This window comes from Belliella buryatensis, assembly GCF_900188245.1.
In the GTDB taxonomy this organism is placed as follows: Bacteria; Bacteroidota; Bacteroidia; order Cytophagales; family Cyclobacteriaceae; genus Belliella; species Belliella buryatensis.
Map to the genome: position 1 here is coordinate 163,343 of NZ_FZOK01000007.1, position 22,284 is coordinate 185,626.

General features: G+C 38.0%; 16 protein-coding genes and 1 pseudogene. 6 read left to right on the forward strand and 11 right to left on the reverse strand.

The annotated features are described in order from the left end of the window. Window positions 1-586: 586 nt before the first annotated feature. Window positions 587-2,470, reverse strand: coding sequence for a molecular chaperone HtpG (htpG, locus tag CHB66_RS09020; RefSeq protein WP_089240144.1), 1,884 nt, complete (start codon window positions 2,468-2,470; stop codon window positions 587-589). Window positions 2,471-2,896: 426 nt separating this feature from the next. Between htpG and CHB66_RS09025 the strand changes: the two genes are divergently transcribed. Next, window positions 2,897-6,097, forward strand: coding sequence for a chemotaxis protein CheB (locus tag CHB66_RS09025; RefSeq protein WP_089240146.1), 3,201 nt, complete (start codon window positions 2,897-2,899; stop codon window positions 6,095-6,097). 79 nt (window positions 6,098-6,176) lie between these two features. On the opposite strand, the gene CHB66_RS09030 is transcribed toward CHB66_RS09025, so the two are convergent. Together CHB66_RS09030 and CHB66_RS09035 are read right to left on the reverse strand one after the other, a co-directional pair. Next, window positions 6,177-6,479, reverse strand: a complete 303-nt coding sequence (locus CHB66_RS09030) for a hypothetical protein (protein ID WP_212668451.1) — start codon at window positions 6,477-6,479, stop codon at window positions 6,177-6,179. A gap of 320 nt (window positions 6,480-6,799) precedes the next feature. Next, window positions 6,800-7,159 (reverse strand): DUF2200 domain-containing protein, encoded by a 360-nt coding sequence (locus tag CHB66_RS09035; protein ID WP_089240150.1) that lies wholly within the window; start codon window positions 7,157-7,159, stop codon window positions 6,800-6,802. 294 nt (window positions 7,160-7,453) lie between these two features. On the opposite strand from CHB66_RS09035, the gene CHB66_RS09040 reads away from it, so the two are divergent. The 5 genes from CHB66_RS09040 to ccsA (CHB66_RS09060) all read left to right on the forward strand — a co-directional run bounded on the left by CHB66_RS09040 (window position 7,454) and on the right by ccsA (CHB66_RS09060) (window position 12,392). Then, complete coding sequence (locus tag CHB66_RS09040; RefSeq protein ID WP_089240152.1) at window positions 7,454-8,119, forward strand: heme exporter protein CcmB; 666 nt, start codon at window positions 7,454-7,456, stop codon at window positions 8,117-8,119. 254 nt (window positions 8,120-8,373) lie between these two features. Further along, complete coding sequence (gene ccsA, locus CHB66_RS09045; protein ID WP_089240154.1) at window positions 8,374-9,054, forward strand: cytochrome c biogenesis protein CcsA; 681 nt, start codon at window positions 8,374-8,376, stop codon at window positions 9,052-9,054. A 73-nt stretch (window positions 9,055-9,127) separates the two neighbouring features. Further along, window positions 9,128-9,373: a CcmD family protein gene (locus tag CHB66_RS09050; RefSeq protein ID WP_089240156.1), complete on the forward strand. Its 246-nt coding sequence runs from the start codon at window positions 9,128-9,130 to the stop codon at window positions 9,371-9,373. Between the two features lie 54 nt (window positions 9,374-9,427). Beyond that, entirely contained in the window at window positions 9,428-9,844 is a 417-nt protein-coding gene (locus CHB66_RS09055; RefSeq protein WP_076497786.1) for a cytochrome c maturation protein CcmE domain-containing protein, read from the forward strand. 19 nt (window positions 9,845-9,863) lie between these two features. Beyond that, window positions 9,864-12,392 carry a cytochrome c biogenesis protein CcsA gene (gene ccsA, locus CHB66_RS09060; protein WP_089240158.1) on the forward strand — a complete coding sequence of 843 codons (2,529 nt, stop codon included), beginning with the start codon at window positions 9,864-9,866 and terminating at the stop codon, window positions 12,390-12,392. 52 nt (window positions 12,393-12,444) lie between these two features. Here ccsA (CHB66_RS09060) and CHB66_RS09065 read toward each other — a convergent pair whose 3' ends face one another. The 8 genes and pseudogenes from CHB66_RS09065 to CHB66_RS09100 form a co-directional block, all read right to left on the reverse strand. Then, the gene (locus CHB66_RS09065; RefSeq protein WP_089240160.1) at window positions 12,445-12,936 is read right to left on the reverse strand and encodes a Clp protease ClpB; all 492 of its coding nucleotides are present in this window, start codon (window positions 12,934-12,936) and stop codon (window positions 12,445-12,447) included. A gap of 73 nt (window positions 12,937-13,009) precedes the next feature. Further along, window positions 13,010-13,387 carry a hypothetical protein gene (locus tag CHB66_RS09070; protein ID WP_089240162.1) on the reverse strand — a complete coding sequence of 126 codons (378 nt, stop codon included), beginning with the start codon at window positions 13,385-13,387 and terminating at the stop codon, window positions 13,010-13,012. 115 nt (window positions 13,388-13,502) lie between these two features. Further along, entirely contained in the window at window positions 13,503-15,683 is a 2,181-nt protein-coding gene (locus CHB66_RS09075; protein WP_089240164.1) for a S9 family peptidase, read from the reverse strand. Between the two features lie 113 nt (window positions 15,684-15,796). After that, window positions 15,797-15,952, reverse strand: a pseudogene (locus CHB66_RS17195) (RidA family protein); the annotation flags it as partial. Between the two features lie 442 nt (window positions 15,953-16,394). Beyond that, complete coding sequence (locus CHB66_RS09085; RefSeq protein WP_089240166.1) at window positions 16,395-16,868, reverse strand: DUF4843 domain-containing protein; 474 nt, start codon at window positions 16,866-16,868, stop codon at window positions 16,395-16,397. A 14-nt stretch (window positions 16,869-16,882) separates the two neighbouring features. After that, window positions 16,883-18,292, reverse strand: coding sequence for a RagB/SusD family nutrient uptake outer membrane protein (locus CHB66_RS09090; RefSeq protein WP_089240168.1), 1,410 nt, complete (start codon window positions 18,290-18,292; stop codon window positions 16,883-16,885). 9 nt (window positions 18,293-18,301) lie between these two features. After that, a complete protein-coding gene (locus tag CHB66_RS09095) occupies window positions 18,302-21,478 on the reverse strand; it encodes a SusC/RagA family TonB-linked outer membrane protein (RefSeq protein ID WP_089240170.1) in 3,177 nt (1,058 codons plus the stop codon). A gap of 341 nt (window positions 21,479-21,819) precedes the next feature. Further along, window positions 21,820-22,284: a RidA family protein gene (locus tag CHB66_RS09100; protein WP_089240224.1), complete on the reverse strand. Its 465-nt coding sequence runs from the start codon at window positions 22,282-22,284 to the stop codon at window positions 21,820-21,822.

A 22,284-nucleotide genomic window follows, 5' to 3' on the forward strand; every position in this document is an offset into this window, starting at 1 on the left:
AACATTAACAAATTGATTAAAAAGCTTTTAGCGCCAAAAACTTGCACTAAACATACCCCCCCCTCTAATTAAAAGTCAAGTTTTAATTAAAAAAATATTTCAATATTTTAGATAAGTAGTTGATTTTCAGCTAGAAAAATTTTCACATAGGAATAGTAATAAATCGTTATAAAATTATCCCCAAAATAGATTAAAAATGAATATTATGATGATAAGTGTTATTTTATTGTAAATAGGATGACTGTATTAAGAAATAATCTGCAAAAAGCTTTAGTTATCTACCTCTAAGTCTAATTTTTTAGATAAGATTGACTTGTTATCAATTAGTGACCCGATATTATATTTGGTTATGGAATGAATTTGGGGAAGGTTGTGACAATAATTTTTATAAAAGTGCTCTTTGCAAAACACGAACATTAGGAGTTTACCTCATTATTTTAAGTCTCCCTATTAAGACAAAAAACCCCAGAAACATCTCCAATAGATATTCCCGGGGTTTTTTTAAAACTCATATTTTCTCTGTGTCTCTGAGTGCAAAAAACTTCCGCGCACTTTGCACCTCAGCCTAACTTCGCGAGAGTCAGACTTATATCATCCCTACAGATCGCTTCACAAATTCAGTCAAGTCCTTACCTGTTAGCAAGCCTTGGGCAAGGAGTGCCAAGTCGAAAGATTGCTTGGCAAGCTTGGTTTGTTCTTCTTCGCTTTCTGCTTTGAGGATTTTGTCGATGACGCTATGATTTCCGTTGATCGCTACTTTGTAGCTATCAGGTAGTGAACCGTAGAAGCCCATACCGCCGCCTGTTGCAGCCATGTCTTTCATTCTGCGCATAAACTCATCCATCGTCACAGTCACCGGAAGTTCCTCAGGATTTAAGCCCTCCACTTCTACACTGTAAGATTTGTTGTCGATCGCTTTTTCGAAGATTTCCTTCACTTTTGTCGATTGCTCCTCAGAAAGCAAGTTCGCATAAGCATCGTCCTTTTGAATCAACTTTTCTACCACATCAGCATCTACACGCTTGAGTTGCGTTTTCTCTTCCTTGCCTTCCAAATGTTGGATAAAGTGGCTATCGATCGGAGAATCCATCACCAAGACATCATAATCCTTTTTGTTTGCTGACTGAATGAAAGCATCTTGCTTGTTGACATCCGTAGCATATAGATAGATCGTCTGCTCGTTTTTGTCCGTTTGGATAGCTTTTACTTTCTCTTTATACTCAGGAAGAGTGTAGAATTCCCCTTTGGTGTTTTTCAACAAGACGAAATCCTTTCCTTTTTCGGCAAATTTCTCCTCAGAGATCATTCCGTACTTTACAAATAGACCGATATCGTTCCATTTCTCTTCATAGACTTTTCTATCCTTCTTGTAAAGCTCCGCCAACTTATCAGCAACTTTCTTGGTGATGTAGTTGTTGATCTTTTTCACATTTCCATCAGCCTGCAAGAAACTTCTCGATACGTTCAATGGGATATCAGGAGAATCGATCACCCCATGTAGCAACATCAAGAATTCAGGGACAATGTCCTTCACTTCGTCCGTGATAAATACCTGTCTGCTGTAAAGCTTGATCTTGTTTTTCTGGAAATCGAAGTCATTTTTCACTTTTGGGAAATACAAGACTCCGGTCAAGTTGAATGGATAATCCACATTCAGGTGAATCCAGAAAAGCGGATCTTCACTCATTGGATAAAGCTCCTTGTAGAAAGCAAGGTAATCTTCATCTTTCAGATCATTTGGCGACTTGGTCCAGATCGGTGAAGTAGTATTGATGATGTTGTCAACTTCGATAGATTTCCACTTTTTCTTTCCTTCTTCATCTTCACCATCTTCTACACTTTCGGTCTTTGTTCCGAACTTGATCGTAACAGGTAGGAATTTGCAGTATTTGTCCAAGATTCCCTGAAGCTTCCACTTGTCCAAAAACTCTTCGGATTCTTCATTGATGTGAAGGATAATATCTGTACCTCTTTCTGTTCTACTTCCTTCGGAAATCTCAAATGAAGTACTTCCATCGCATGTCCATTTTGCAGCTTCAGCACCTTCTTGATAAGAAAGGGAATTGATCTCTACAGTGTGCGCCACCATAAATGCAGAGTAGAAACCCAGACCAAACTTACCAATGATTTCATTTGCATCTTTGGCGTCTTTGAATTTCTCTACGAATTCTGTAGCACCAGAGAAGGCGATCTGATTGATGTACTTTTTGATTTCTTCAGCAGTCATCCCAAGACCTCTATCGGAGATGGTGATGGTCTTTTTGTCCTTGTCGAAAGACACTTCGACGGTGGTATCACCAAGTTCTCCAGTATATTGGCCGAGGGTGGCCAATCTTTTGATTTTTTGGGTGGCATCTACCGCATTGGAAACCAATTCGCGGAGAAAAATCTCATTGTCGGAGTATAAGAACTTTTTGATGATCGGGAAAATATTCTCGGTATGTATCGAGATGGTTCCTTTTTCCTGCATAGCTATATTGAATTTTAATTATTGATAAACAATTTTGACAATACAGCCTTATCAATGCCTGTTCCAAAGGGTAAAAAATGTCATTTTGGCAGAAGATTATACTTTGGAACTATTTGAAGGGTATGCTGAGACACATTGTGAAATCAGTGAATGTATCGGCTAATCCTTTTTACTAACTTTTTAAGCATATTTCGGGTTTTAAATTAACATTATGAAAATCAATTATATAAATAAAATATAAAAGTCTAGGAATTGGTTGGATTATTGTAACTTTCAATTATCAATCAGAAAAATTTTAGATTTATATATTTTTCAATACAGCACTTCAAAAATACTTTTAAAGTTAGGGTTAGCTGCTTTGAATACAAGATGATTTGACTTTCAAAAGCGTAAAGCCAATGTTTTTATAATTTTAACGACAACAAAATGATTCAGAAAACCCAGTACCCTGAAAATGATTTGTTTATAATAGCTATAGGAGCCTCTGCTGGAGGAATGGAGGCTATCCATTTGCTATTTGATCACACTCCTGAAGATGACGTAGCCTATGTAATCATTCAACATCTTTCCCCAGATCATAAAAGCTTCATGGCTGAGCTATTATCGAAGCACAGCAAATTGGAAATTTTAGTTGCTGAAAGTAATATGCTTGTCAAGGCAAACCGTGTTTATTTACTACCCAAGGGGAAAAACATGACTATCAACGATAAGAGGTTGTATCTAACAGATATAGAACCTAGGGAGCCCAATCGAGCAGTTGATATATTTTTTGATTCTCTGGCTCAAGATTTAGGAGATAGAAGTATCGCGATCATCTTGTCTGGCACTGGTGCCGACGGAACCAAGGGTATCAATTCAATAAAGAAAAGTGGAGGTTTTGTTATTGTTCAGGATCCTGAAAGTGCCAAATTTCAAGGGATGCCAAATAGTGCCATTGAGTCTGGAAATGTGGATGTTATTCGCCCTCCTGAGTTGATACCTGGAGAGATTATCGCTCACCTATCACAAGGAGTTTTGGAAAATAGCTTCAACCGTCAAATTACCCAAAGTGACGATGTGGAATTACTAAAAATATTGAATCAAATTCAAGCTCACACGCCGTTTGATTTTTCGGAATACAAGCGTCCTACAATTATTAGAAGGATTGCGAAGCGCATGACTAAGAATAATATTTCATTTTTGAAAGATTATGGCCAATTTTTGGATAATAATCCTGAAGAAATCAATATTCTGGCGAAGGAATTTTTGATTAGTGTCACCAAATTTTTCAGGGATAAGGATGCTTTTGATGTCATCAAAGAGTCTTCATTGAGAGAAATAATTCAGAAAAAACTTCAAGTAGATACTTTAAAGATTTGGGTTGTAGGCTGTGCAACAGGAGAAGAAGCATATTCTATGGCTATTCTTATTATAGAGGAGTTGACAGAATTGAAGAAAAATCTTGAGGTAAAGATATTTGCCAGTGATATTGATAAAACAGCCTTACAGCATGCCTCAAAGGGGGTCTATTCCGAATATATAGAAAGGGATGTATCTCAAGAGCGACTAGACAAGTATTTTATCAAACAAGGGAAAACATATAAAATCAGGGAGAATGTCAGGAAGATGATCATTTTTGCTGAGCATGATATAGTTAAACAACCACCTTATGGAAAAATTGACTTGATCAGCTGTAGGAATTTACTGATTTACATTAATCCAATATTGCAAAGAAGGATACTTACTTCACTTCATTTCTGCCTAAATCTCGGGGGCTATTTATTTTTAGGTCCCAGTGAAAGTTTGGGAGAATTAAAGAAATCCTTTGTTGAAATAGATAAGAAATGGAAAATTTACAAAAGTATTGAAGTGGTAAGAAACCTGCGAAACACCACCTACAGCACTCCAGGCTTAGAGAGGCATATGATAAATCCTAATCCGAGTGTGACACCTCAAAAAAGTATGGCGAAAAGTAATTTGACAGAACTCACTAATAATGCGCTTTTGGAAGAAACAGGCTATCAAGCTGGTATTTGGGTGGACATAGATTTTGAAATAATTCAAACCTCAGGAGACTATGAAAAATTTCTATTACCTAAGATATTCAATTTCAATTTACTTGAAATGTTGCCTGAAGAGTTGGCAATAGCCACCTCAACCTCTCTAAAAAAGGCATTTAAATCCCAGCAAAAAGTAATTTTGGAACAGGTACATTTCTCTAAAAATAATTCGGTTCATTTCGTGAATATACTTGTTAAGCCATTTCTTTCGGGGAAGGAGTCTATTCAAGATGTATTCTTGGTCATGTATCTTGACAATGAAGAGGATCAGGGCAGAACCATAGATATTGAATCATTTCAATTAGAGCGGCATACAGCTCAGTTTTTTGAGGATATGAAACTAGAGTTGGCAGATACAAAATCAAGGTTAAAGGATGCATTTGAGGAGTTAGAAGTATCAAATGATAATATTTCGTCCTACAATGAAGAGTTGATCTCTGGAAATGAAGAGATGCAAAGTACTAATGAAGAACTTCAGTCTGTGAATGAGGAATTACAAACAGTTAACAATGAATATCAATTGAAAATCAAAGAGCTGGCCGAATTGAATGATGACTTAAATAATTATTTTAAGTCTACCATCAATGCTCAACTTTATGTAGACAAAGATCTTATTCTTCGCAAATTCACTCCTTCGGCAATCTTACAAATCAATCTCAAAGAATCCGATTTGGGTAGGCTTATCAGTGATATATCTACCAATATTAGGTTTTCCACATTGATGGATGACATAGCAAAGGTGGTATCTACATCTGAGACAATCAAAAAAGAGGTTCAAACCTTGGATGGCAAATGGTACCAAATGGCTGGAGTTCCCTATATCAAGCAACAAGACAATCAAAAAGATGGTGCGATCATCACTTTCAATGATATCACTGAATTGAAAAAGGTACAAGATAAATTATCAAGAATCAATCAGGATCATGATACTTTCATTTATTCCGTTTCTCATGATCTAAAAGGACCACTGAATAATCTGAGATCTTTGATCACCATCCTAGAAGAGTCTATAGTCATCACCTGCGAAGAGGACAAAGAAGTGCTTGACATGATCATGCTATCTACCACTAATCTTGGTGCTATTATCCATGAGTTGACTGATATCGTCAACATTGAGAACGAGATAGATATTCTTGAAAATATTGATGTAGAGGCTATGCTTAAGGAAATAGAGGCTAGCATGAAAGATAAGCTTGTGATTTCAAATGCAAAAATTAATTTAGATTTGAAGGTTTCTGAAATTCCCTTTTCCAAGAAAAATTTAAGGAGTATTCTGACAAATATCCTGAGTAATGCTATAAAATATTGCTCTCCTAACAGAGCACCTGAGGTAAGTTTTAGTACACAGTTGGTAGATGGATGTATTGTCTTGTCAGTCAAAGATAACGGTCTCGGAATCCCTGAAAGTAAAAAACAGGAGATTTTCGCTAGATTCAAAAGAGCTCACGACCATGTAGAAGGCAGTGGGGTGGGTTTATTTCTGATTAAGAAAATAATCAATCTGGCTGGTGGCGATATTGAAGTAGAAAGCGAATTGGGTAAAGGATCGACTTTCAAAGTCTATTTCAAATGCATTGATGCAGCCTAAATTTTTTGCAAAACACTAACAGTTTCCTTTATAAATCCTGATCATCGAATTGATCAGGATTATTTTTTTGAATGAACTTTTATTCTGCATGTTCAGAATCAGCTTCTTTAGGTAGAATCCTTAAAAGAATAAATGGTATTACAATACAGATGATGCCTATGATGGTTTTGATTTCAAAACTAGGAAGAAAGTTCATGATGATCACGTAAACCCCACAGCTTAGAAAGGTGAGTTTCAGCACAGGATTATCATAAGCCCAAGCAAAAGTCAAATAGGCAATCCCAATCAAGCAAAACATGATGGTTCTGATCAATGCATCTATTTCATCTCCAAAATCAATGAAATAGCCAAGAACTATAGCCACTAAAACTAAAAATAACACTACTCTGTAAATTTGTATAATGTGTTTTTTAAAGAAATCCATAAATATACTTTTCGTGGATCAACTAAATAAAGCCTTTAAGGTAATAGATTTAAACTAAATTCAAAAGAATTGACTGCCTCAAATATTTCAAAGTATTTTCAACCTATTTCTATTTATTTCAAACCACCGAAGAAATATCCCAATATCCACTTATATCCAATAATATCCCCAATATATTTCAATTATATATCTATCTTATTTCTATTTGTTTCCACCATATCTCTATGAATATCATATTCTTGAAAAATATCCCAATAGCCATCAATATCAATTAATTATTACCTCAATATCTTCTCCATTTTCTTTCCTTTCGCTAATTCATCGACCAATTTATCCAGATATCTAACTTGCTTGGTGAGTGGATTATCGATTTCTTGGATTTTGTAACCACAGATGGTACCGGTGATCAATTCGGCCTTGGGATGGAGCTTTGCCTGCGCAAAAAACACTTCGAAAGTTACTTTTTCATCTATCAAAGCCTGAATCTTTACATCGTCAAAACCAGTGAGCCATTTGATCACTTCATGCAGTTCTTCTTTCGTTCTTCCTTTGCGTTCTACTTTAGTGACATAGTGTGGATAGACCGAAGCGAAGGTCATTTTTGCCATTCTTTCGTTGTGTTCTGGGGTAGGGATCATAATCTACATTGTTTTTCACGAAGTTTAAATTTATGATTCTTTGAAATAAAGTGGAAATATAACCTCCAAAAAAGCAGGCAGGTTCGTGAAATATGCTTTGAGAAAACTCTTGAAATAGATATTTACATGGTGATATGATTGTACGGAAAATTATGTATTGCTTATCAAGAAACAAGTTTTGGAGCTGTGTCTACTTTATTTCCATCATATTTCAACTTTATATCCAACTTATTTCCTATCTAAATCCACCTTGTATCTATCATTTTCATAACTTTGACCTTGAAAAGTAAGAATATGCTCCAACAAATCCGTACCCTTATCCTCAAAGAACTCACACTAGAGTGGAGGCAGAAGTATGCCCTCAATGGGATTTTGTTGTATGTGGTTTCGGCAGTATTTATCACTTATCTGAGCGTAGGTGCTAAGCAGGGTAATATTGGAGTGCCCACTTGGAATGCTTTGTATTGGATTATTATCCTTTTTTCAGCTGTGAATGCAGTGGCCAAAAGCTTCGTACAAGAGCATCAGGGTCGGCAGTTGTACTATTATATGATTGCTTCTCCTGAAGCCATCATTGTTTCCAAGATCATATATAATTCGATTTTGACATTGGTTTTGGCACTTTTGGGATACTTGGTATTTAGTGTCATCTTGGGGAATCCTGTACAGAATCAAGGGCTGTTTGTATTGAACTTGGTGCTAGGTGGTTTGGGTTTTTCAGCTTGTCTGACCATGGTGTCTGGTATCGCTTCCAAAGCCAGCAACAATGCCACTTTGATGGCTATATTAAGCTTCCCAGTGATCATCCCGATTTTACTGATGGCCATTCGGGTATCCAAGAACGCCATAGATGGATTGGATTGGAGTGTCAGCGTAGACAAAATCATCACCTTATTGGCTATCAATGCCATTATTTCTGCCACAGCTTATATTCTGTTTCCTTATTTGTGGAGGAGTTGATATCGTGAAATTATCTTTTCATCCACATTCCTTTGGCACTGTTCAAATAAGTAACAAAAAGCACAGGAATCAGGAACTTATGCCTTATTTTTGCCCCTGAAATGTAAAATTCTTACCGATGAACTGCCCAAGTCAATTGTATCATAAATATCGCATACAGTCAATCTAAGCATTCTCCTAAAACTACGGTAGTAAGAAGCCGTAGCATGTTTGGGATTCGGTAATTAACCATCATCAACACAAACGAAATCAAGATGAAATCAAGCTGGTGGAAAATTCTCACTATTGCATTGCTGGCTTATACCATCATCGCAGGTCTCCTGCTAGACGTACCAAGACTTCCCATCCTTAACGAGACGATCAGGGCATTATATTTTCATGTCACTATGTGGTTTGGGATGATCATCATGCTGATAGTAGCAGTGATCTACAGCATCAAGTACCTCAAGAGCAACGACCTTCGACATGATGACATCGCCATAGAGTTCACCAATGCTGCTATTCTCTTTGGTGTATTAGGAATTGTAACAGGGATGCTGTGGGCGAGATATACTTGGGGGGATTATTGGTCTGGAGATCCCAAGCAAAATGCCTCTGCCATTGGCCTATTGATGTATTTTGCATATTTGATTTTAAGAAACTCACTCACAGACGTGCATCAAAGAGCGCGAATTGGCGCTGTTTACAACATCTTTGCTTTTGCTGCATTTATCCCTTTGATATTTGTATTGCCTAGACTTACAGACAGCTTACATCCAGGTAATGGTGGAAACCCTGGGTTCAATGCTTACGATTTGGATAGTAATCTGAGAAAAGTATTTTATCCGGCAATCATCGCTTGGACCCTACTTGGGACTTGGCTCAGTGTAGTCAGGGTAAGATTGAAACGAGTAGAACGAAAAATCGAAGACAAATTGATCAATCAGATCTCTTAACTAGCATTACAAATAATATCATAGCGCATCAAGCCTGGCGGTGATAGGCGCGTCATCATCAACTGAAAATATTATGAAAAAGTGGTTTGTCATTTTATTTCTTCTTGTGAGTTTACAAGGAATCGCACAAGAGAAAATTGCCATTACGAAAGAGGATTATCAAAATTCAAAAATAGAGATGGCCGACTTGATGCGGTCTGAAGGTAAAATTTATGTGTTGGTAGGTGTGATCGGGATTGTTTTTGCAGGAATCTTGGTTTATGTAATCAGTACAGATCGCAAAGCTGCTCGATTGGAGCAATTGATCAAAGAAAAATAGTATCCAATAACTTGAAATTTGCGTAAGCAAATGCTAGTAATAAATAAATAGAAAATGAAAAAAGGACATATTCTAGGCTTGGGGATCATCGCCATTGCGATCGTCATCATCGTTTCCATGTTGGGAGATGCGAGTACGTATGAAAGCTTTGCTACAGCCAAAGCGATGAAGGAAAGAGGAGAGGACAAGGCTATTCACGTAGTAGGTCAGTTGAAAAAGACAGATTCAGGCCAAGTGGTGGGCATAGAAGTCAATGAAGATAAGACCTCTTTTTATTTTATGATGGTAGATAATGATGGTACGGAGCAGCGGGTATTTTACAACGAGCCTGTTCCTGCCGATTTTCATAGATCAGAGCAGGTTGTAGTGATTGGTGGCTACAAAAGTGATGAGCTATTTATGGCGGATAAGATCCTGATGAAGTGTCCATCCAAGTATCAGGAGAACGAAGTCAATACTGCCGGAATGTAAACCTGAATTCAATTAAGATATGATCAATACCTTTGTGGGTAATCTTGGCCATTTTGCCACTATTCTTGCTTTTGTAAGTGCAGTGCTGACGGCCTTTTCCTATTACAAATATCACCAAGCCAACGAGCTTGAGAAGTCCAATTGGAAGAATTTTAGTAGAATACTTTTCTATATTCATGCTGTAGCCTCGGTAGTCATCGCGGCGACTCTTTTTGAAATCATCTACAATCATCGATTTGAGTATTTCTATGCCTATTCTCACTCCTCTATGGCACTACCTGTGCATTACATGGTGTCGAGTTTCTGGGAAGGACAAGAAGGGGCTTTTATCTTGTGGATAGTCTGGAATGTTGTGCTCGGTCTAGTGATTATACATACCAATAAAACATGGGAAGCACCCGTGATGGTGGTATTTGCATTGGTTCAAGCCTTCTTGGTTTCCATGATCCTTGGTGTGGTGATTGGAGATTTGAAAATTGGCAGTTCACCATTTATTCTTCTTAGAGATGCTGTGACAGCTCCTATTTTCCAGATCAATCCTGATTTTGTTCCAGAAGATGGGACGGGTTTGAATCCACTTCTACAAAATATTTGGATGGTGATTCACCCTCCTACTTTGTTTTTGGGATATGCTAGTACACTGGTGCCTTTTGCCTTTTTAATGGCAGGGCTTGCTTCAAAAAGATATTCTGAATGGATTCGTCCTGCGCTACCGTGGGCGATATTCTCTGCTATGGTATTGGGTATGGGGATTATCATGGGTGCTTATTGGGCCTATGTGACCTTGAACTTTGGAGGCTATTGGAACTGGGATCCTGTTGAAAATGCGGTATACGTTCCTTGGTTGATTTTAGTAGCAGGTATTCACACGATGATTACCTATAAGAAAAGTGCCACAGCGCTCAAGACCTCCATCGTATTGATCATTGCTTCATTTATCCTCGTGCTATATGCTACATTTCTAGTAAGAAGTGGGGTATTGGGTGACTCATCAGTTCACTCCTTTACCGACTTGGGGCTATCAGGTCAGCTATTGATTTACATGCTATTCTTTTTGTTTGCAGCTATTTTCCTGTCAGTTCGAGCATGGAAGCATATCCCAAGCTCGGAAAGGGAAGCTTCTGTATATTCAAGAGAGTTTTGGATTTTTATAGGGGCGACTACCTTGGGTCTGATGGCATTTCAGGTGATCTTACCTACCTCTATTCCGGTATGGAATGCGATTGTTGAGAGTTTCGGTGGGATATCCAATATGGCTCCTCCAGCTGATCAAGTCGGGTTTTATACCAAGTTTCAGCTTTGGTTTGCAGTAGCGCTAGCACTATTGACAGCTGTAGGGCAGTTTTTTTGGTGGAATAAGATGGATTCTAAGACGCTGAAAGACACCTTGACGGTTCCATATGTGGTTTCTGTTTTAATTTCTGCAGCGATCATTGTTATAGGCAAAGTCTATGATATTAGCTATATCGTGGTAGTTCTTGCAGGGACGTTTACCATCGTTGCAAATGCTACTATTCTGACTAAGTTGATAAGAAAATCTACGTTCAAACTTGCAGGAGGATCTTTGGCACATATTGGTCTTGGGATGATTTTGATCGGGGTGATGTTCTCATCAGGTTATTCAGAAGTGATTTCTTATAACCTTTCTGGCCTGACTTATAGCAATAGCTTCGAAGACGAGATCAACAAAGAACACGTCTTACTTTGGATCAACAAGCCAACGCAGATCAAAGATTATACTGCCATCTACAGAGGTAGGCAGAAAAAAGTAGTGGGAGTGCCAGGACTTGTTGATGCTAAGTTGCTCAAGTCTACTGGAGAGGTCAACCAAGCTATTGCTTTAGCTGATATTGTTGTCAATGGCAAAACATATCATAGGGAAGGAGAATTTGTCAATATTGTATTGGAGGAAAATGACTACTTCAAAATAGACTACTACCAAGAAGACGATCTCAAATTTTCACTCAGCCCAATGGCACAGTATAATACTTCTATGGGCTTGATTTCTTCTCCTGATTCGAGGAGGTTTCTCAATAGGGATCTGTACACCTTTGTCTCTGTCATCAATGATTTCGATGATCCTGAGTGGAGAGAAGATGAGCTATTCGAAGTGGCACCTGGAGATACTTTTTACCTCGCTGATATGGTGACTAAGTTTGAAAGTGCTGATGTGGTCAGAGAGTTGGACGGAATGCAATTGTTTGATGGGGATGTCGCCGTCAAAGCAAAATTGACAATACAGGATTATGATGTGGAGAAGGTACTGGAACCGATATTCATCATCCGTAATAATCAAGTAGGGCGTGTTCCTGTAATAGAAAATGAATTGGGTCTGAAGGTGGAATTGACTAATATCCTACCTGAGGAGAATAAATTCGTATTTACTGTGAATAGAAATCAGAAAGATTATGTGGTACTCAAGGCCATGGTCAAGCCACAAATCAATATCCTTTGGGCTGGAACCATCATCATGTTGATCGGATTCTGTGTGGCTATTTACAGAAGATATGATGAATTTTCCAAAATGAGGGATAAAGGATTAGAATAAAAAATGGTATTGAAAGTCATTAAAAGATTTCGATAGCATAATTAAAAGAAGCCTAAAGTCGAGAGTTAATCGAGATTTTAGGTTTTTTTATGACTTTTTTCCAATACATATATCCCAGTCCCACTGTGGATAAAAAGAAAATAAAGGAAGTCCACTCGTAAGTTCTATTGTTGCTTTTTCTTTCCTCTATGTTTTGTTCTTTTTCTTGGAGGGCTCTTTTGAGTGTAGCGATCTCTCGTTCCTGTTTTCTAGAGATGAATTTGTAATCGTTTTTTTCGTAGGTAATTTCTGTCTTTTCAATTTCGCTGAGCATCTTGAGCTCATCCATGATCTGATTATCCTTATTGATGATCCTTTCCATCCAATTGTTAGTTTCGACCATGTCTTTTTTTGTCCTATTTCCAAAAATCCCCGACTTTTTACTTTCAGAATTTTGCCATTGCTGATGAAGGGCTTGTCTTTCCTCCATAAGTTTTTCCAATTTGGCTTGTGAAAAAACAAGTAGGGGTGCAAAAAAGAAAAGAAGGAATAAAGTCTTTTTCATAAATTAAAGATTTTATTCCTCTGAAAAACAAATAATGTGCCGAGTATCTGAATTGAATCAATGATGGAGTAGATTATCGCATCTTCATTTTCTTTCCAGTCCTTCTTTTAAATGATCCTTGCCTTCTCTTGTTGTTTGTATAAAAGTTGTACAAGAAATTTACCGCAAATACAGCTATGGTTAAAGGAATGAAAAATCCTGCTGCCATGGTCTTGATGCCCAATAGAATCAAAAGCGAGGCGATGATGCCCATCTTAAATGAAGTGTGACTCTCTGGATAAACTTTGCCTACCAAATAAAGGCTAAGTGATTCTATAAAAGCGACTAAGATGATGAGGTAGAAAAGCATCTGAGCCATAGTGGTATCAGCTGACCATACCACCCAAGCAAGTCCAGCAGCTACCAATATCAAGCTGAGGGATTGAATCGATGTGTTTAATCTTTCTTTCATAGGTTTTAATTTCGGGGTTATGCCAAATAAGTTATACATAAAACCCCAAATAAAAAAACATGCTTCGTTGAAAAGAAAAGCCCCATTTGAAATTCAAATGGGGCTACATGAGTTTTTAAAGCTTTCTCTTGATGAAATCTGTCATCATATTGTATAGATGCCAGCTGGTATTTCCACCTGAGATCCCATGATTTCTATTGGGATAATAGAAAGATTCAAATTGCTTATCTGCCTTGATTAATGCATCTACAAGGTCGACAGCATTTTGAAAATGTACATTGTCATCTCCTGTACCATGGATCAACAACAAGTTGCCCTTCAATTTGTCGACATGGGTGATGGGGGAATTGTCGTCATAACCTGATGGGTTTAGTTGTGGAGTTTGTAAATAGCGCTCAGTGTAGATCGTGTCATAGTATCTCCAAGTCGTCACTGGTGCCACAGAAATAGCAGCCTTGAACACATCATTGCCGATCATCAATGCCAATGATGACATGTAGCCACCATAGGACCAACCCCATATACCAATTCGGGATTTATCTACAAAAGGGAGCGTGCCCAAATGTCTTGCACCAGCAATCTGGTCTTCAGTTTCGATTTTTCCTAAGTTGGCATAGGTGCTATGCTTGAAGTCTCTGCCTCTAGCGCCTGTTCCTCTATTGTCTACACAAACCACAATATAGCCTTCTGCGGCCAGGTGGTGATGCCAAAAGTCCCTAGTTCCTCCCCAGCTGTTGGTAACATTCTGGGAGCCGGGACCGCCATATACGTACATCAATACAGGATATTTTTTTGCTGGATCGAAATCCGCAGGTTTGATCATATAAGCATTGAGCGAAGTGCCATCTATAGTTTTGAAATCGAAGAATTCCTTTTCAGCCAAGGCAAAATTCTTCAATTTATCTCTCAGCTCTTGGTTATCTTCCAATACTTGCAATTCTTTCCCTGCTGCAGTATTCAAAGTAATTCTTGCAGGACTATTTGCTTGTGTATGGGTAGCGATGTAGTATTTGAAATCCTTACTCATGTTGATGCTATGCGTACCGCTAGCAGGGGTTAGGATCTTTTTATTTTTGCCATCCATGTTGATGACATAGAGGTTTCTTTCAAGTGGGGAAGCTTCCGTAGAAATGAAATAGATTTTTTTGCCTTTTTCATCTACACCGATTAAGCTACTTACTTCCCAGCTGCCGCTTGTGATTTGCTTGATCAGCTTACCAGACATGTCATGGTGGTAGATATGCTTAAATCCATCCTGCTCGGAGGTTCGAATGAAACCTTTATCTCCTGCCAAGAAGTAGAAGTTGTCATTGTAGTTGAGATCAACGTAGGTTTTTGATTTTTCCTGTAGGATCAAATTGCTTTCTCCAGTAGCAGTATTGGCAGCAAAAAAATCAAGCTGGTTTTGAAGTCGGTTGAGTCTGATATACGCTAGGGTATTTGAAGTAGCAGTCCAGTAGATTCTAGGTAAGTAGATGTCTTTTTCTGTACCAGTGTCTACTTTGATGGTGTTTTGAGAAGCCAAATCATAGACGTGGATACTCACCTCAGCATTTTTTTCCCCTGCTTTAGGATATTTGAACCTATAATCTTGCGGGTATAGCTCGCCCCATGTTTGCATATTGAATTCAGGAACATCGGTTTCATCAAATCGGATAAAGGCAAGTTTCTTCCCATCTGGAGACCACTCAAATGCTTTGGACATGGAAAACTCCTCTTCATAAACCCAATCAGCAGCCCCATTGAGGATGTGGTTCCATTTACCATCCTCGGTTACTTGAGTGATCTGGTTATTATCAAGCCTTACAATAAAAAGGTTGTTGTCCCTCACATAAGCGACTTTGTCATTATCTGGAGATAAGGTAGCGTACATGATTTTTTCACCATTCACGAGCAGTTGTGCATCGCCTGTCTGAAGGTCTACCACATGGTTGACTGCCTTGCTAGATCTTCTGTAAATACGTTCAATGTTAGAGGATAGTAGCGCTTTGGTTTCATCTGCATTGAAACTATAGCTGGAGAAGTTGACGCCGATTTTTGTACCATCTATAAGGGTAGCTTCTTGCTTTCCAGTAGCGACATTGATTTTAACTACAGATGGACCTGATGCAGACCTTACTAGTGAACTATAGTACTGCCCATCTTTCATCCAATTGATACCATAGACTCCCTTCGCAGAGAATGAATTGGACTTGAATACGTCCTCTAAGCTTACTTTTTTCTTTTGTTGGGCAAGAGCCGAAAAGCACAGCATAAGCAATGCAAACAGTGCCCAAGTTTTTTTGATTTGGTACATATTTATATTTGAGTTTATGATTTTCGGGAAAATTATCTGAACGTAAAAAAAGTCAATTATTAACAATTAACCCAAACTTTTACAGCAGAGGTTTTTATTTCAATTCAAGCCAATCAAACCAGCTCAAACATAGCCTCAATTTCTACGGGAATATTATCTGGAAGTGAATTGAAACTCACTGCACTTCGAGTTCCGATACCATTTTCCTCACCCCATACTGCTGCAAAAAGTTCACTACAGCCATTGATGACATAGGGATGCTTTTCAAATCCATGTCTGAAAGCCTTTCTTCCAGATCAAAAAAAGTCTTGTAATGAAGGAATTTCTTCAAAACGCAAAGTATTAGTCCACCTCTCAAGTACTCTAAGGCATAATATAGGCTAATAGCTATTATATATGCTCACATGGAGAATAAAAGAGAGGCGGTCTCATACATCTCTTAAAATTTAAGGCTAGTTGATTTCTCGGCTAGCCTTTCTTGTTTAACTCAAAATGCTTATTTGGAACACTTTAAGACTATTTACTAACCTTTAACGGAGACAAAATTTTAAAAAAAGAAAAGAAGAATTTTTCGACCTAAAGTCAAAAAAATAAAGGCCGAAATCTAAGAAATCGGCCTCCATTGCTTAAAATTAGCTGTCAGAATTTACATTTTGAGACAGCCTCTTTTTTATTATTGAATCAATATTAAAAACTTGTGGCAATAAGTAATTACCTCACGATATTCATACCAATTCTCTTTTTATTATTGCTAGCAGCAACAATATCAGTAGACTCAAGTTCGAAAACTAATCTTACGGCCTGAGTATTTGTCAATTCAGGAATATTTATAGTTAGAAATCCAAATGCTTCGTTAGCAGGAATTCTAACATTCAAACCTTCAGGTAAAGAGTAATGAACTCCTTCAACTGCTGTAGTGCTTTCTGCCACTACTCTCACAGGAATAGTCAAATCCTGTCCATGTAAACCGCCAAAAAGATTGATTCTGAAAGTTCTGTTTCCTGCATTGTTTCTTAATTGTGGCAGCAAAGGATAGTTTACGCCAGGAGCGTTATTTCTAGCCACAGCGTCCTCGAATTCAACAGTTAATGTTCTGAAGAAATGTTGTTCAGAGTAATCCTCAAAGCAACTCGTTGCTACAAATGACACCATTAGTGCAACTAAAATTACATATATTCTTTTCATAGCATTAGTCTTAATTAATAGCCTCTATTTTGAACTAGATTTGTGTTGACATCAATTTCACGGTTTGGAAGATTTCCAAGAACTCTAAAATCTGTAAATTCTAAAACACCGTTCATTTTTGTGATATCTCTACCTAATCTCTTTAGGTCAAAGAACCTGTGACCTTCAAATGCAAATTCCCTTCTCTTTTCTGCCAAGATTTCTTCAAGGACTTGAGGACCGGTAATGTCCGCCAAAGCCACTAAACCTGCTCTAACTCTAAGTTTATTAATTTCTGTCAAAGCAGATCCAAACTGACCCAAATGATAATGAGCTTCAGCTTTGTTGGTAATTGCTTCTGAATAACGGATTACTGGTACGTTATCAAGGTTAGCTACACCATTCTTACCTGCAAATTTATTAATCTCAGTCAAAGCGGAGTTGACTGCAAGTCCTCTTTGCTGCAATTGTCTTCTCAAGTCTTCTTCTGGGAACGCTGCTACGAGCCCATCAGAGAACACAACGTTACCATGAGATGCGGGGTTCGGATCATTCAAGAAGTTTCTAGTCATAAATGTCGCTCTCAACGATTCATTTACTCCGATGTTATCAGGAGTAGTAAATACAATCTCAAAGAATGACTCCGGATGAATTGGTGTTCTCCAACCACTAACAGGATCACTTGGGAACGTAGCTCCACCGCTTGCCATAGCTAAGTCAGCCTGCACGATTGAACGTTGATAATCTCCTCTGTAAAGAGCCACCCTAGAGAAAAGAGCAGCAACAGCTCCAGCAGTCACAAAATGAGGACTTCTTTGATTTCCTAAGTTTTGTAGCAAAGAGTAAGATTCCTCCAAATCGCTATAAATAAAATCATAAACTTCTGTAACACTTGCTCTAGCAGGATAAATTACATCAGCAACTGCCAATGAACCATTTTCGAGAATAGGAACACCACCATTATTGAATTGTGGAATATCTGCCGTAGGATCATAAGCATACACTCTTGCCAAATCATGGTAAAGCAATGCTCGAAGGAAAAGCACCTCTCCTCTTATTCTATTTCTAAATGTAGTAGGCAATTCAACTTCACCTAACGCTTTCAGAACTAAATTGATTTGGTTAATTGTAAAATATGCAGTGCCCCAGTTACTCATATGAGATCCTGGCTGATTATTGAATTGACCTACCAAGCGGTTACCAGCCCCTGTATTGAACGCATTATCTGCAAGAAGTTCTGGGATGGCAATGAAATCCCTACCATAAAGAGCTACAGCTCTAAACCTGGCATAAATTCCATTAGTTGCAGCAGTAATAGCTTCTTCGCTGCTCAAAGCTGTCGCTGAGTCAATCGATTGTCTTGGTTCTACATTCAACCACTCAGCACATGAGCTTATGGTTAAGATAAGCCCTATTGCAAAACATTTTAATATATTCTTTTTCATGACGATTAATTAAAAACCAATTTGAACACCTAACGTATACGCCCTCGTTTGAGGCAATGCACCTTGGGTAGAAGTAAAGCTGCCTTCTCCAATTACCAATTCAGGATCATATCCTTTCCATGCAGTCCAAGTCAAAAGGTTAGCACCTTGGGCATAAACCTGAGCAGATCTCAATTTCATTCTAGAAAGGAATTGTCTAGGGATATCATAATTTATTGCCAACTGTCTCAAACGAATGAAGGAAGCATCTTCCAAGAAACGTGAACTTCCTGCATTTTTATTTCTAGCGCCAGTTTCGGCACCACCACCAATAGGTCTTGGAACATTAGTAACTTGACCAGGCTCGGTCCAGCGATTAGCATAAACACTCTGCAAACTGTTCCTGTTATCCTGTCCATTTCTAGACCAGAACTGCATTTGACCAGCGTTGCTTAACTCTCTACCATAGTCATAGATAAACAATGCACTTACAGATAACCCCTTGTATGTGAATGTATTTGTCAACCCACCAAAAAAACTACTCAGTGAATTTCCAAAAGTATAAAAATCACCTGGAGAAACTGGGTTGTAAGTCACATCACCATTAGCATCAAACCACATTGGCTTGCCTGTAGCGGAGTTTACACCTGCATATTTTGCAGTAAAGTTAGTTCCTATTGAATAACCAACTCTTACAGATTGATTACCTGGAAGGACATCATCACCACCCAAATCAAGTACTTCATTATTGATAAATGTAATGTTGAAATTAGTAGTCCAAGAGAAATCTCTTTTAACAATGTTTCTTGTTTGGATTTCAATTTCAACACCTTCATTTTTCAATAAACCAACGTTTTGAGTTACGTTGCTGAACCCCGAAGTCCAAGGAAGAGGAGTATCCAATAATAAGTCTTTACTCAATCTTCTGTAGACTTCCAAAGCTCCACTTACTCTTCCTCCAAAAAACGCATAGTCTATACCTATGTTAGTAGTAACATTTCTTTCCCATCTCAAGAACGTGTTTGCTATTGCAGATGGTCTGATACCTGGCTCTTGATTGTAGTTAGCTGCACCCAAACCTTGATACAAACCTCTCGAGTCAAAGTTACCTATAGCATCATTTCCTGTCTCTCCGTAACCAGCTCTCAACTTGATCTGATCAATCCATGATTTATCAGTCAACCAGCCTTCTTCATGAAGGTTCCAACCAGCAGAAATCGCAGGGAACCAACCGAATAAATTATCTGCTCCAAATCGAGAAGATCCATCGTATCTTAATACACCACTCACCAAGTATTTTTTGTTAAAATCGTAATTCACTTGGGAGAACACACCGACTCTTCTAAAACCAGTCCAGTTAGCAGAAGCTGAAGTAATCACAGCAGCAGCTTGCATTGTTCTAAACTGGAAAGTAGGAAATCCTTGAGCGTTGGCTGATGATAACTCTTGAGAATCACTTCTATATTCAGCACCAAGCAACACAGTCATATTATGACCTCCATCAAACTTTTTGTTATAGTTTAATGTCTGATTAGTGATAAAGTTTACATTTTGTCTGTTGGCAATACCTAATGAACCTTGTACCGCAAAACCTGAACGGGTTCTTGGGTCAGTGTAAGTATTTTGGTCAACAACTCTGTAATCTAGTCCATAGAAACTTCTGAAGGTCAAGTTGTCTAATATTTTGTAAGTGACATTAAAGTTACCTACAATGGATTTTGTTCTACTTTCTAAATCATTCAACAAAGTCTCAGAAATAGCATTTCTATCCATATTTCCAGGAAAACCAGCAACAGGAGCATTATAAGACCCATCTTCCAAGAATATCGGAATCCAAGGCAACATCATAGGAGAAGAATATTGAGGTGCTGCAAAAGCTCCAGTAGAACCCGAACTTCCCGTAGAACCATTCTGAAGAATGCTTGCCAAGTTCACATCGAAACCAAAACTTAAACGCTTGTTTTCTTGGTGATTCAATCGGAATTTAGCAGTGGAGCGCTGAAAATCAATACCGACTACGTTACCTTCTGTATAATTGTGAGAACCTGAGATCAAGAATGTAGTCTTATCATTACCTCCACTCGCGCTCAATTCAATATTTTTAGTAGTACCTGTTCTAAACGCTTCTCTCTGCCAATCGTATGTAGGTAATGCTGCAATATCAGCATCTGAGAAATCAGCAGGAAAACCTAATTGAGGCAATAAAATAGCTCTGTTCGCAGCCGCAGTTCTATTTGGAAACTGATTATTGAAAGCAGTCAGCCTTGCATCAAAAAACTCTTGGCTATTCATCATCTGTACTACTGGCATTGGCTCAGTGATACCAGTAAACACATTTAGATTATATTGCGTCTTACCTGCTTTACCAGACTTGGTAGTTACCAAGATTACACCGTTTGCCGCCTGAGCTCCATATATAGATGCTGCAGCACCATCTTTAAGAACTTCAATAGACTCAATATCATTAGTATTTAAGAATGCCAAGGGGTTACTTGCTGTATTGGTAGCTGAAGAAGACATATTCAATTGAACGCCATCTACAATGATCAAAGGCTGAGAACCTGCTGTGATGGAACCAACTCCTCTGATTTGGAATGTGACTGGACCACCTGGCACGCCATTGTTTGCCATTACATTCACCCCAGATATCTGACCTTGTAGCGCTCTATCCATGGATACTACTGGAAAATTTTGAATTACTTCTCCTTTCACAGAAGACATCGCACCAGTAATAGCTCTCTTTTCTTGAACTCCATAACCTGTCACCACGAACTCGCTTAAATCAGATAAATCTTCTTGGAGAATGACGTCTAATACGCTTCTATTACCAACATTGAGTTCTTGTCTTTTAAAGCCAATAAAGGTAAATACCAATACATCATTATCGTTCACTTGTAATGAAAAGTTACCATCTAAATCACTTGATGTTCCTCTAGTAGTTCCTTTTACCAATATGCTAACACCTGGAATAGGCTCACCGTCTTCACCTTTGACCACTCCACGTATATTTCTGTTTTGAATATCTGCCCATGTCAACTCAGTACTTGAGTATAAGTGGTTTTCTGGGGTCACATTTTTGTTGTTGCGAACAGTCGCAAAATTTTCTCCTGATAAGAAAAGTAATGTCCCTGTCAATGCAACAAATGCCCTGATTTTTGGTTTAAAACCAATAAAGGTTTTATCACAAGATTGGTATTTGTTTGTCATAACTTAATCGATTAATAAATTTAAATATTATTTACGGAAATTTTTTGAGGTTACTACAGCACCTCTTTTTTACTCAATTATCTTTGACTTTTCTTTTTATCACTACCTCCTTTCATTTCATTGTTTTACACAAAAATCGATTGCCAGATTAAAATTAAAAATTATTTCCAAAAAAAAATTGTCTAACTGTTAAGAACAATGATTTTTATTATAAAGGATAGCTAAAATGCTTTGAATGGATGATGATTGATTGAATTATAATGATGAAAAGCAGATTTTAAGAATCTGACCGATCACTAATCCTGAATCTTTGGGCTTTATTTTTTAATTTTTAGGTATTTTCAGACCAGCTCAAACATAGCCTCAATTTCTACCGGGATATTATCTGGAAGTGAATTGAAGCCTACTGCACTTCGAGTTCCTATACCATTTTCCTCTCCCCATACTGCTGCAAAAAGTTCACTACAGCCATTGATAACATAAGGATGTTTTTCAAATCCATCAACACAATTGACCATACCAAGTACTTTGATGACACACTTAACTCTATTTAAAGAGCCTAGATTGGCTTTGATGGTGGCTAGCATGGCCAGACCAACTTGTCGGGCAGCCATTTTGCCACTTAGTAAATCTAAGTCTTTGCCTACTTTGCCAATGATCAAACTCCCATCTTCCTTGAAAGAACCATGACCTGATAGGTAAAGGTATTTACCATCTACAAGACAAGGACGGTAGACGCCAATTGGTTTGGGTGGTGGAGGTAGGACTAATCCTAAAGCTTCAAAATTTGATTCAGGGCTGTTCAT